The 11,759-nt window shown below is 70.4% G+C and carries 13 protein-coding genes; 12 read left to right on the top strand and 1 reads right to left on the bottom strand.

Annotated features, from left to right (window positions below):
• The first annotated feature begins 65 nt into the window (after nucleotides 1-65).
• On the top strand, nucleotides 66-926 hold the full coding sequence (locus FKO37_RS31280; protein ID WP_238606817.1) for an alpha/beta fold hydrolase: 861 nt from the start codon (nucleotides 66-68) through the stop codon (nucleotides 924-926).
• 283 nt (nucleotides 927-1,209) lie between these two features.
• Here the strand turns inward: FKO37_RS31280 and FKO37_RS31275 are convergent, their stop codons facing one another.
• A complete protein-coding gene (locus FKO37_RS31275) occupies nucleotides 1,210-1,419 on the bottom strand; it encodes a CsbD family protein (protein ID WP_037812879.1) in 210 nt (69 codons plus the stop codon).
• Nucleotides 1,420-1,602: 183 nt separating this feature from the next.
• Between FKO37_RS31275 and FKO37_RS31270 the strand changes: the two genes are divergently transcribed.
• The 11 genes from FKO37_RS31270 to FKO37_RS31220 all read left to right on the top strand — a co-directional run bounded on the left by FKO37_RS31270 (nucleotide 1,603) and on the right by FKO37_RS31220 (nucleotide 11,751).
• Nucleotides 1,603-2,064, top strand: coding sequence for an Asp23/Gls24 family envelope stress response protein (locus FKO37_RS31270; protein ID WP_037812877.1), 462 nt, complete (start codon nucleotides 1,603-1,605; stop codon nucleotides 2,062-2,064).
• Nucleotides 2,065-2,077: 13 nt separating this feature from the next.
• Complete coding sequence (locus FKO37_RS31265; RefSeq protein ID WP_037812876.1) at nucleotides 2,078-2,395, top strand: hypothetical protein; 318 nt, start codon at nucleotides 2,078-2,080, stop codon at nucleotides 2,393-2,395.
• Nucleotides 2,392-2,568, top strand: a complete 177-nt coding sequence (locus FKO37_RS31260; RefSeq protein WP_037812875.1) for a hypothetical protein — start codon at nucleotides 2,392-2,394, stop codon at nucleotides 2,566-2,568. The genes FKO37_RS31265 and FKO37_RS31260 overlap by 4 nt, the downstream gene beginning before the upstream one ends.
• A 3-nt stretch (nucleotides 2,569-2,571) precedes the next feature.
• A complete protein-coding gene (locus tag FKO37_RS31255) occupies nucleotides 2,572-2,940 on the top strand; it encodes an Asp23/Gls24 family envelope stress response protein (protein ID WP_238606816.1) in 369 nt (122 codons plus the stop codon).
• Nucleotides 2,937-3,464, top strand: coding sequence for a DUF6286 domain-containing protein (locus tag FKO37_RS31250; protein ID WP_238606815.1), 528 nt, complete (start codon nucleotides 2,937-2,939; stop codon nucleotides 3,462-3,464). Before FKO37_RS31255 ends, FKO37_RS31250 begins: the two co-directional genes overlap by 4 nt.
• Nucleotides 3,461-4,024 (top strand): hypothetical protein, encoded by a 564-nt coding sequence (locus FKO37_RS31245; RefSeq protein ID WP_037812869.1) that lies wholly within the window; start codon nucleotides 3,461-3,463, stop codon nucleotides 4,022-4,024. The genes FKO37_RS31250 and FKO37_RS31245 overlap by 4 nt, the downstream gene beginning before the upstream one ends.
• Nucleotides 4,025-4,058: 34 nt before the next feature.
• The gene (locus FKO37_RS31240) at nucleotides 4,059-4,691 is read left to right on the top strand and encodes a TetR/AcrR family transcriptional regulator (protein WP_037812868.1); all 633 of its coding nucleotides are present in this window, start codon (nucleotides 4,059-4,061) and stop codon (nucleotides 4,689-4,691) included.
• A 192-nt stretch (nucleotides 4,692-4,883) separates the two neighbouring features.
• The gene (locus FKO37_RS31235) at nucleotides 4,884-6,224 is read left to right on the top strand and encodes an MFS transporter (RefSeq protein ID WP_199817656.1); all 1,341 of its coding nucleotides are present in this window, start codon (nucleotides 4,884-4,886) and stop codon (nucleotides 6,222-6,224) included.
• Between the two features lie 3 nt (nucleotides 6,225-6,227).
• Nucleotides 6,228-7,544, top strand: coding sequence for an MmgE/PrpD family protein (locus FKO37_RS31230; RefSeq protein WP_238606814.1), 1,317 nt, complete (start codon nucleotides 6,228-6,230; stop codon nucleotides 7,542-7,544).
• An 80-nt stretch (nucleotides 7,545-7,624) separates the two neighbouring features.
• Nucleotides 7,625-9,736: a hydantoinase/oxoprolinase family protein gene (locus FKO37_RS31225; RefSeq protein ID WP_238606813.1), complete on the top strand. Its 2,112-nt coding sequence runs from the start codon at nucleotides 7,625-7,627 to the stop codon at nucleotides 9,734-9,736.
• Nucleotides 9,733-11,751 carry a hydantoinase B/oxoprolinase family protein gene (locus tag FKO37_RS31220; RefSeq protein ID WP_238606812.1) on the top strand — a complete coding sequence of 673 codons (2,019 nt, stop codon included), beginning with the start codon at nucleotides 9,733-9,735 and terminating at the stop codon, nucleotides 11,749-11,751. Before FKO37_RS31225 ends, FKO37_RS31220 begins: the two co-directional genes overlap by 4 nt.
• The last annotated feature ends 8 nt before the right edge of the window (nucleotides 11,752-11,759 follow it).

Below are 11,759 nucleotides of genomic sequence, written 5' to 3'. Positions count from 1 at the left end.
GTATCGCGTTCGACTGGATTCTTCGCAACGCTGGGGTTGTTTCTTGGCGCGTGGAGGGGGATCCAGTGACGAATTCTGGTGTACGGCAGGGAAAAGCGCGGCTCGCTGCCCTGGTGGCGGCGGTTGTCGCGATCGGCGGCGCGGCTGCGTGCGCTGGTGCGGCCGATCCTCCGGCCGCCGGACCGCACTTGGTCCCGGTGAATGGCCGCAAGATGGCGTTTTCCGTGACTCCGGGCCGGTTGCCCGCGATTGTGCTCGACGCGGGCGGCGGGATGGATTCTTCGGAATGGCGCAAGGTCGTTCCGGAACTCGCGGCGAAGACCGGATCCGAGGTGATCGCCTACGACCGGGCCGGGGAAGGCAAAAGCGACGAGGCACCCGGCCCGTGGCGGGCGGACAATGCCGCCGCCGATCTCGCCGCGGGGCTGACGCAGCTGGGAGTAACGGAAAACGTCTTTCTCGTGTCGCATTCGCTGGCGGGCGAAGTCGCCTTTTCCTTCGCCCGGAGCCATCCGCGCTGGGTTGCGGGCGCGGTGTTCGTGGACGCTAATCTGCCACAGTTCTTCACCCCGGCTGAGACCGCCAAATTAGTGGCGTTGAACGAGAGACAAGTGGAAGAGCTCAAGAAGGCGCCGTCCACCCGGCAGACGCGCCAGTTGCTCGCCCAAGCCGACGGCTACGGGCCGGTGCACGCGGCGTATCACAAGCTGACCTGGCCGTCCGGCATTCCGGCGGCCGTGATCGTGTCCGCCGAGACGCCGTTTCCGACTCCCGAGGACGCGCAGTTGTGGCGGCGGGCGCAGCAGGACTTCGCGCACGCCGCGCCGAACCGGACACTGGTCACTGCTGAGCGCAGTTCTCACGACGTCCCGCTCGACCGGCCGGACGTGGTCGTCGCGGCGGTGGAGAATCTGCTGCAGCGTTGAGGTTTTCTCACTAGCCGGGTGAGCGCGGGGCGGATCTTGCCGCCGCGCGCTAGGCCCGCGAGCGCGGTGCGAACGTACGTGAGGGGAACCCTGAGGGAATCTGATTCCCTCAGGGTTCCCCTCACGTACGTCGGCGAGAGCGGAGAAAGCCACGCAGCCCGGCGGCAGTGCATCGCCGCAACGGGGCCGCCCGCCGCAGTGGCTGAGAAAATCTCACTGACCGCCGAAAAGCGAACGCGGGACCCCGGCTCCGTGCCGGAATCCCGCGTTCTCGAGGAGAAAGTCAGTCTTTCTTCAGCGCGTTCTTGACTTTGCCCGCCGCGTCGCCGAGAGCGTCCTTCACGTTTTCGGCGGCTTCCTTGATCCCGGCCTTCGCCTGGTCGGCTTTGCCTTCGTTCTCCAGCTTCTCGTCGCCGGTCAGCGAACCGGCGGCCTCCTTGGCCTTGCCGCCGAAGTCGTCTGCCTTGGCGCCGATCTTGTCGCCCATCGACATGAGTGCCCTCCTTCATTGCCGAACAACGAACGCGGGAATGCGTCAGAGTGAACGACAACGCGGATCCCGAATCGTCACTCACCCGATGATGTGATCGTCGCCACTCGTTCGGGGAGTGAGTTTTGCGCGGCGGCCGGGTCGATCCGATGAACTGAACAACGGGAACCGACTGGAGGAGAATCGATGGCTTCGACGACTGACACGGCGGCCAAGACCCAGGACGTGGAGAAGGTCAACGCCGGTCCGCTGACCAGTTCGCAGGGGACGACCACCGTCGCGGACGTGGTGGTGCAGAAGATCGCCGGGCTCGCCACGCGGGAGATCCCCGGCGTGTACGACCTCGGCGGCGGCGCGGCGCGGGCGTTTTCGGCGCTGCGCGAGCGGATCCCGGGCGCGACCGCATCGGCCGGGCAGGGCGTTTCGGTCGAGGTGGGGGAGAAGCAGGCCGCGGTGGACCTGCAGATCGTGGTCGAGTACGGCGTGTCGATCGCGGAGGTCGCGCGCTCGATCCGGCGGAACGTGATCAGCGCGGTGGAGGGGATGACCGGGCTGGAGGTGGTCGAGGTCAACATCAACGTCGGCGACCTGCACCTGCCGTCGGACGACGAGGAGGACGCGTCCGGCGACAGCGGCCGGGTGCAGTGAGCGGACGGGACCGATGAACCCGCTTGAGGAGGCCCGCCGGATCGCCGCCGCGGTGCGCGAACTGCCCGAGGTGGCGGACGTGCACGGCGGCGAGTTCGGCCGGGTCGCGACGCTCGGGGCGGGCGGCCGGGTGGGCGGAGTCCGGGTGACCGACGAGGACGTCACCGTCGGCGTGACGGTCCGGGCCCCGTTCTCGGCGGGCGACGTGGCGGCCGCGGTGCGCGCGGCCGCCGCGTCCCCCGGCCGTCCGGTGCACGTGCTGATCGCCGACGTCGAAGTGCCGGCCGCGGGGGAACCCGGGCCGGAAAACCGGAAGGAGACGGTGTCGTGAACGCAACGGGATTGGGGCTGGTCACCGGCCTCGCGCTGGGCCTCGCCGCCGCGATCGGCGGGTTCGGGGCGTTCCTGCTGGTCCTCGTGCTGGGCGCGGCGGGACTGCTCGTCGGCCGCCTGCTCGACGGCAAGCTCGACCTCTCGCAGCTCACCGGCCGCGACCGGGGGTGAGCCGTGGCTGTCGCAGCGGAGGAGCGGGGGATCCTCACGATCAGCGAGCACACCGTCGAGCGGCTGGCCGCCCACGCGGCGGGCGAGATCGACCGGGTGGGCGGGGCCGCCGGGCGGACGCTCGGGATCAGCCTCGGCGGTGAGGCGCTGGACCGGTCGGCGAAGACGTCCGCGCGGATCGCGGGCGGCGAGGTGGAGCTGGACGTGCGGATCTCGCTCGAATACCCGGCCCCGGTCGGCGCGACCACCGAGCGGGTGCGCGGTCATCTGCGCGGGCGGGTCGAGGAACTGACCGGGATGCCGGTCCGCCGCGTCGGCATCACGGTGGCGGCCTTGCACACCGAGGCCGCGGGACAGAGGAGGGTGGAGTGAAGCGCCGAACCCGCCGGTCTCTTCCGGCGAGCCTGACCGCCGTGGTGCTGCTGGCGGTGTGCGTCCTGGTCGCTGTCGCGGCGATCCAGCGGCTGACCGGGAATCAGCCGTGGCTGGACTATCGCGCGGTCGCGACCGCGGTCCACAACGCGCACTGGACCGACCTCGTCCCGGCGCTGATCTCAGCCGCAGTGGCCCTGGCCGGGCTGGTGCTGCTGTGGGCGGCGCTCCTGCCGGGCAAACGCCGGATCCTCCCGCTGACGGGAGACCCGGATTCCGGGGCCGACACCACGGGCTACCGGTCCGCCTTGCGCGCGGCCGCGGCGGACGTGGACGGCGTCGAGCAAGCCCGGCTCTCGACCGGTTCGCGCAAGGTCAAAGTGCGGGTGAAGACCGCCCGCACCCGGACGGACGGACTGTCCGACGCAGTCCGCGCGGCCGTCGAATCCCGGCTCGACCACATCTCGCCGGCCCGGCGGCCCGCCGTGTCGGTGCGAGTCCGTGCGACGAGGGAGGCCTCATGAACCGTCCGGCCACGCTCAACCGCGTCCTGCTCGCGGTGATCGGCCTGGTGCTGCTCGCCGCGGGCGGATTCGGTCTGGCTACGCACTTCCGCGTGCTCAGGCTCATCGATCCCGAGGCGCCGCTCGTGCCGGGCACCGCGGAGCCGCCCACCTGGGTGTTCTACGCGATCGCCGCGGCGGCCGTCGTGGCGGGGCTGCTCGCGCTGCGCTGGCTGCTGGCCCAGCTCGCGCACCGGCCGCGCACGGGAGTGTGGCGGTTCGAAACCGATCCCGCCTACGGACGCACCGAACTGCGCGCGGACGACGCGGTGGCCCCGTTCGTCGAGGAACTGCGCGGGCATCCCGGTGTGCACAAGGCGAGCGCGTCGCTCGCCGGAACCCGGGAGACGCCGTCGCTGGCGCTGATCCTCACGTGCGAGCGGGACGCGGATCTGGGCGAGATCCGCGGCCGCATCACCGGAGAAAGCCTGCCGCGGCTCGAGGAAGCGTTGGAGCTGAAGGACATTCCGGTCGCGATCGAGTTCCGGTTCACCGGCAAGGCGGCGTCCCGTGTCGGGTGAGGGGTAGGGGAGACCCCGGCGTTACCATCTGCGCGTGGGCGACAACGTGTCGAATGAATCGACGGAGCTGCTTTCGGTGCGCGAGGAGCAGCGGAGGATGACGCGGCAGCGGATCATCACCGCGGCGCGGCAGGTGTTCGAGGAACGGGGCTACGGGCAGGCCTCGATCGGCGACATCGCCAAGGCGGCGAAGGTCAACCGGGCGACGTTCTACCTGCACTTCACCAACAAGGCCGAGGTGTTCACCGAGGTCTACCGCGCGGTCCGCGAGGACCAGAGCGCGCAGTACTGGTCGCTGCTCGGGCGGGCGCTCGCCGAGGGCAGGGCGGCGAGCGTGCGCGCCTGGCTCGACGGGGCGCTGTCCTGGTGGGAGAGCCAGGCGGCGCTGCTGCCCGCGATCCACGAGGCGATGGCCAGCGATCTCGAGGTCGCGGCCCGGTGGAAGGACCAGATCGACCAGCTGGCCGGCGGGCTCGAGGAGTACCTCGTCCAGTTCCCGCAGGCGCGGCGCGAGGAGCGGCGGCTGCGGGTCGAACTGCTGATGGTGCAGCTCGACCAGGTGTGTTTCCGCGCGATCGTGCAGAAGGTGTTCGTCATCGAGCGGACGCGGCTGCTCGACGTGGTGACCGGGCTGTGGGTCGACGCGCTGGGGCTGGAGCGCGACTAGATCAACAGCTTGACGCTTGACTCGACACAGTGTCGTCCTTATTCTTCCGGGGACACCTGCGCCGCCAGTGAACGCGCAGGTCAGGCAAGGACGGCCGCAGCCCTGTGCGGCCTGCCCGCCTGGTGTCGAGGCGTCGACAGGGAAGACGCCGGTCTTCGCCCACCTGTCAACGACGACTCGGGAGCGTCCCCTATGTCCTCCAGTCCTGGCGTCGCCGCCCCGTCTCCGGCGCTGATGCGGCGCGTGGTTTTCGCGTCCGCCATCGGCAACACCGTCGAGACCTACGATTACGCGGTCTACGGCTTTCTGACGGTCGTGCTTTCGAAACTGTTCTTCCCCGCGCAACAGCCGGGGGTCGCACTGCTGTCCGCCTTCGCGGTGTTCGGCGTCGCCTTCGTGGTGCGGCCGCTGGGTTCGCTGCTGTTCGGCTCGATCGCGGACCGGATCGGGCGCAAACCCGCGCTGGTCGCCACGGTCGCGCTGATGGCGGGCAGCACGGCGGCGATCGGCGTGCTGCCGCCGGTGGCGTCGATCGGCGTCTGGGCGCCGATCCTGCTGGTGCTGTTCCGCTTGCTGCAGGGCCTCGCGGCGGGCGGCGAGTACGGCACGGCGATGACGTACGCGGCCGAGTTCACCCCGCGCGGCAAGCGCGGCGCGATGACCAGCCGCGTGCAGATCGGGAGCGTGGCGAGCCTGCTGCTGGCCGCGGGCGCGGTGCTGTTGCTGAGCACCCTGCTGACGCCCGCCGCGATGGCGAGCTGGGGCTGGCGGATCCCGTTCCTGCTGGCCCTGCCGCTCGGCCTGGTCGGGCTCTACATCCGTTCCCAGCTCGACGAATCCCCCGAGTTCCGGGCGCTGGAGCATCGCACGCAGGTGCCGGCGTCGCCGGTCAAGGAGTCGTTCACCGCGCACTGGCGGCTGATCGTGCTGATCTTCGGCATCGCCGCGTTCCAGCAGGTCGGCTACTACGTCGCCTTCACCTACGCGCAGACCTACCTGATCCGTCTCGGGTTCTCGCAGTCGCAAGCTACTTTGGCGACGGTGATCAGCATCGCGGTGGCGGTCGTGCTGGTCGCGTTGGGCGGGCCGTTGTCGGATCGGTGGGGCCGGTGGCCGATGCTGCTGGGGCTGTCCGCGGGCACCTTCGTGCTGGCCTATCCGCTGTTCATCGGGCTCTCCTCGGCGAAAAGCCTGGGCGCGGCCATCGGGATGACGGTGCTGCTCGGCGTCCTGCCCGCGCTGTACACGGCGGTGGCTCCGGCGTCCTATGTGGAGGTTCTTCCCGCCCGGGTGCGCGCCACCGTGTTCGCGGTCGGGTTCGCGTTGGCGGCGACGTTGCTGGGCGGTCCGGCGCTCTATGTCAGCCAGACGCTCGTGCAAGCCACCGGGGACAACCGTGCGCCCGCGCTGTTCCTGATGTTCGGTGCGCTGTTGAGCTTGATCGCGGCGTTGTTCGTGCGGCGCGCGACCAAGCGGGTGGAGGACGCGGAGTCGGCTCCGGCGGTCAGCGAGCGGTCTCCCGAAGGGGTGTGACCCGTGTTGCTCACCGATCTCGCTGAGCAACTCGACACCGCGGCCCCGAGGATTACCGGCGAGCTGATCGACCAAGCCGGTACCTGCCTTCTCGACGCGCTGGCCTGCGCCTACGGCGGACGCGACCTGCCGTGGGCCAGGCAGGCCAGGGCGATCTCGGGCAGCGGCGACGACGCCACGATCTGGGCGACCGGCGGCCGAAGGACAGGGCTCACGGACGCGGTGTTCGCGAATTCCGTTGCCTGCCATGCGTTGCTGCACGAGGACACGCATGCCGAAAGCCGCGTGCATCCCGGGACGGTGGTGATTCCGGCGGCGCTGGCGATCGGGGAACGCCTGCGCTCGCCGTTGCCCGCGCTGCTGCGGGCGATCGTCCTCGGCTACGAGGCCATCGCGCAGGTTTCGGCCGCAGTGCTGACCGAGGAGTTCGGCGTACGCGGATGGCGGGCCAGCAGTGTCTTCGGTCCCTTTGGCTCCGCAGCTGCGGCAGCGCATTTGCTGGGGCTCAGTCCAGCGGCCACCGGGCACGCATTTGGGATTGCTGCCAGTTCCGCTGCGGGGCTGTGCCAGTGGGCGCACGACGGGACCACCGAGGTGTTCTTCCAGAACGCCGGAGCGTCGCGGGCAGGTGTCGTCGCGGCGCTGCTCGCCCAGGAAGGCGCGACTGGCGCGGCGTCGGCGGTGGACGGGATTTTCGGCCTGCGCCAGGCATTCGGCGGTGCACGAGACGAAGCCAGGCCGCCGCACGTCCGGCTGGATCGGATGGCGATCTCGCAGACGTTTTTCAAGGCGTACCCGTCGTGTGCGCTGACTCAGGAACCGATCGACGCGGCCATCGTCCTTGCCGGACAAGGAATTCACCCCGAGCAGGTCGTCGAAGCCACAGTGCACACGTCCGGCGTAGCGGCGCGCTATCCGGGCTGTGACAACGCAACTGCGTTGGCAGCACCGATTTCCCGGCAGATGAGCCTGCAGTTCGCGGTGGCGGCCGCGTTGACCGACGGCGCGATCCGTCCGGACCGCTATGCCGGAGCGCTCGATCCTGGGTTGGCGAAGCTGGCGGCGCGGATCTCGGCAGCAGTGGATCCCGTTGCGGACGCGGCTTTTCCGGCGCGCCGGGACGCGCGAGTGGCAGTCCGGCTCGCCGACGGACGCGTCGTGTCCGCGGAAAGCCGGGAGCAAGGGCGGGTGTCCGTGCCCGCGAAGTTCCGTTCCTATGCGGAGCCGGTGCTGGGCGCGGGGGTCGACACGGTACTGCGGGCCGTCCGGGAACCCTTCTCCGGCACCGATTCCGCGGAGTTCGCCGCGCATCTGCACTGAATCGACAAGTTGTCGCTTGACTCGACACTATGTCGTGTCTAATCTGGCTCGCAGGCCGGGAGCCGTTCCACGGAAGGACAATGACGTTGCGTTCCGAAGTCACGTTTCAGATCGGGTGCGACATCGGCGGTACGTTCACCGACGTCGTCGCGCTCGCCTCGGACGGACAGTCCTATGCGGACAAGTCCGACACCGTTCCGGACGACCTCGCCGCGGGATTGCTTGCCGCGCTGGAGAATCTCGCCGCCCGCGTCGGGCTGCCGCTGACCGGGCTGCTCGCCGCGACGACGCGGTTCGTGAACGGCACGACCGTGGTGACGAACGCCGTCGCCGAACTGCGCGGCGCGAAGGTCGGGCTGATCACCACGCAGGGATTCGGCGACAACCTGCTGATCGCGCGGTCGGCCCGCAACGCGCACCGCGACCACCACAAGCAGCTCAGCCTTCCGCAGATCGTCGCCCGCGAGAACGTGCTCGAGGTGCCCGAGCGGATCGACCGCAAGGGCCGGGTCGTCGTTCCGCTCACCGAGCGGCGGGCGCGCGAGGCCGTGGATGCGCTGGCGGCCAAGGGTGTCGAATCGATCGCCGTGTCCCTGTTGTGGGGCTTCGCGAACCCGGAGCACGAGGAACTGCTCGCCTCGATCGTCGAGGCCGAGCATCCGGAGCTGTTCTTGAGCGTCGCGTCGCGGCTGCACCCGGTCATCCGGGAGTACGAGCGGACGATGACCACGGTGCTCAACGCGTTCACCGGGATCCGGGTCGCCGAGTACACCGAGCGGATCGAGCGCGAGCTGGCGGCGCGCGGGCTGCGCGAACCGGTCGCGTTCATGCAGGGCTTCGGCGGCACGTCGAGCGCGGCGGAAGCCCGGCAGCGGCCGATCACGCTCATCGACTCCGGACCGGCCGGCGGCGTGATCGGGGCGCGGGCGCTGGCTGACCGGCTCGGTCTCAAGGACATCGTCACCGCGGACATGGGCGGCACGTCGTTCGACGTCTCGGTGCTGCGCGACGCGACTCCGAACGTCACCCGGCGGGTGATGCTGGGGGAGCGGTTCCTGACCGCGCTGTCCAAGATCGACGTGCTGCCCATCGGCACCGGCGGCGGCAGCATCGCGTGGCTGGATTCGCGCGGAGTTCCGCAGGTCGGGCCGCACAGCGCGGGAGCCGAGCCGGGGCCGATCTGCTACGGCAAGGGCGGCACCCGAGCGACCGTGACCGACGCGTCCGCGGTACTCGGGCTGCTGGATTCCGGGTCCTTTCTGGACGGTCGCCGGGCGCTCGACACCGACAGCGCGAGCGAAGCCCTCGCCCGCGAGATCGGGAAACCGCTGGGCGTGGACGCGGTTCAGGCCGCGGCGGCGGTGCACCGGATGGTGGTCGCGGACATGGGCAACGCGGTCCGCGCCGTGACGGTGGAGCGCGGGCACGATCCGCGCCGGTTCGCGATGGTGGCTTTCGGCGGCGCGCTCGGCCTGTTCGCCGCGGACATCGCCCGTTCGGTCGGCATCCGGCAGATCGTGATCCCGGCCGAAGCCGCGGTGTTCTCCGCACGCGGGCTGCTTTCCAGCGACGACGTGCGCACCCGCGCGCGCTCGGTGATGTGGCAAGGCGGCGGGGCCGAGGCGGTGCACGACGCGCTGAAGGAACTCGACGCGGAACTCGTCGAGGCGTTGCACACCGCGGGCTACTCGGACGACCGGATCGACGTCCGCTGGGAGGGCGACTTCAAGTTCCTTGGCCAGCAATGGGAACTGCGGGTGCCGATCCCGCGCCGGGACGAGTTCGGCGAAGCGGACCTGGTCGCTATCCAGGACGGGTTCGCCGCGCGCTACGAGCAGGAGTACGGCGAGGGCACGGCTTGGGTGGGCAGCCCGGTGGTACTGATGTCGGTGCGGGTCACCGCGACCGGCCGGGTCGACTTCTTCGAACCGGCCAAGCAGGCGCCGACCGGCGACGCGGCCGAACCGGTCGGACGCAGGCGGATCCGGCGGGCCGGAGAGTCCGAAGTGGACGTCTACGACGCGCGGCGGATCACCGCCGGGGCCAGGATATCCGGCCCGGCGCTGATCGAACACTCGCTGACCACCGTCTCGCTGCCCGAGGGCTGGGAACTGAACGTGGACGGCTGGGGCAACTACCTGCTGACCGACACCGCCCGGACGACCGGGTGCACCGGGGAGGAAACCGCATGACCGCCGCCGCGACCGGGCTCGACCCGGTGGACGTCGAAATTCTCGCCAAGGCACTGGACAACGTCGCCGCGGAAATGGGCGTGGTGATGATGCGCGCCTCCGGCAGCCCCGCGATCGCCGAGGCGGTGGACTTCTCCACCTTCATCGCCGACGCCGAGGGCGACATCATCAGCTACGCCGGCTACATCACGATGTACCTGGGCGCGGCCCGCCAGGCGGTCCGGCACCTGCTCGCGACGTATCCCCGCGAGCAGATCCGGCCGGGGGACATGTTCCTCTGCAACGACCCGTTCACCACCGGCAACGCGCACGCCGTCGACGTCGGCGTGGTGCGGCCGATCTTCTTCGGCGAGCAGCTGGTGGCGTGGTGCTGGGCCGAGGCGCACGTCAACGACTTCGGCGGCGCCGCGCCCGGCGGGATGGACCCGACGGCCACCGAGGTCTACGGCGAAGCGCTGCGGCTGCCCGGGGTGAAGATCGTCGACCAGGGGCGTCCGGTCGAGGACGTGTGGCGGATCATCGAGACGAACATCCGGGTGCCGGAGCTGGTGCTCAACGACATCCGGTGTTTCATCGCCGCCTGTCACCGCTGCGACGAACGGCTGCAGGCGCTCGTCGAGCAGTACGGGGCGGACACTTTCCGCCGGTATGTCGAGGCCGCCAAGGACCTGGCCGAGCAGGCCGTCCGGCGCAGGATCGCGGATCTGCCGAAGGGCACGTTCACCGCCGAGGAATTCGCCGAGCACAATGGGCACGCCGACGAGCTGTATCCGATCCGCTGCACGCTCACCGTCAGCGAGGACGCGCTGCGGTTCGACCTGATCGAGTCCGCGCCGCAGACCGACGGGTTCATCAACGTCAGCGCGGCGACCACGCTGGGCGCGGTCGTCTCCCCGCTGCTGATCACCCTGCTGCCGGACCTGCCGATCAACCAGGGCACGCTGCGCCCGATCGAGGTGGTGACCCGGCCGGGCACGATCTGCGACGCGCGCCAGCCCGCGCCGATGGGGGCCGGGCACATCGAGACCGGGTTCCGGATCGGGAAGGTGGTCACCAGGCTGCTCGCCGATTTGCAGGCAGGCAGCGAAAACGCTTTCGTCCGCGAGCACGTGACGGCGCCGTGGCAGGACTCGTGGAGCGCCAGTTTCTTCTACGCTCCCGACGAATCCGGCCGGCTCGTGCCGTTCCCGGACATGAACGGCGGCGGCAGCGGAGCGGGCGCGCAGGCGATCGCGGACGGCATGGACGTCAGCGGCGTGCTCGCCCAGCCGCAGAACAGCATTCCGGACATCGAGATCAACGAACTCGCCTATCCGGTGCTGTACCTGTGGCGCAAGCTGAACCCGAACTCCGGCGGACCGGGCCGGACCCGGGGCGGCGCGGGCATCGACCTCGCGTTCACGCCGTGGTACACGCCGGGCGGCCAGGAGCACGTCATGGCGGCCTGCTGGCAGGTTCCGCCGTGCGGGGTCTTCGGCGGCTATCCCGGTTCCACGAGCGGTTCGGCGCTGGTCTCCGGGGCCCGGGCAGACGAGGCGTTCGCCCGAGGCGAGGTCCCGCGCGCCGTCGAGGACCTCGCTGCCGCGCCGAAACCGTTGCAGGGAAAGCAGTTCGGGCTTTCGGTCGGTGCCGGCGACGTGGTGGTGCTGCGGGTCGGCGGCGGTGGCGGTTACGGGGATCCGCTGGAACGCGACCCGGACCTGGTCGCGGCGGATGTGCGCGCGGGCGTGGTGACGGCGGACGCGGCGCGGGTTTCCTACGGCGTCGTGCTCGATGCCGCGGGCGGCCCGGACCTCGCCGAGACCAACCGCGAGCGGGACGGAATCCGTGCGAGCAGGCGGGAATGGCCCCGGGAAGACGGCTTGGCGGTGCGCCGGAGCCCGGCGCACGAACGGCTGGCCGAACGCGGCCAGTGGTGCCAGCCGAGGCCGGGGGTCGAACTCGCGGAGTTCGCCGACCCGGACACCGGAACCCTGCTGCGCGCGGACGTGGTCGTGCACCCGGACGCCCGATGACGGGCCAC

The sequence above is a fragment of the Amycolatopsis sp. Poz14 genome, assembly GCF_006704225.1.
GTDB lineage: Bacteria > Actinomycetota > Actinomycetes > Mycobacteriales > Pseudonocardiaceae > Amycolatopsis > Amycolatopsis nivea.
The sequence above is the reverse complement of the archived record's forward strand: the minus strand, read 5'-3'. Positions and strand labels throughout refer to the sequence as shown.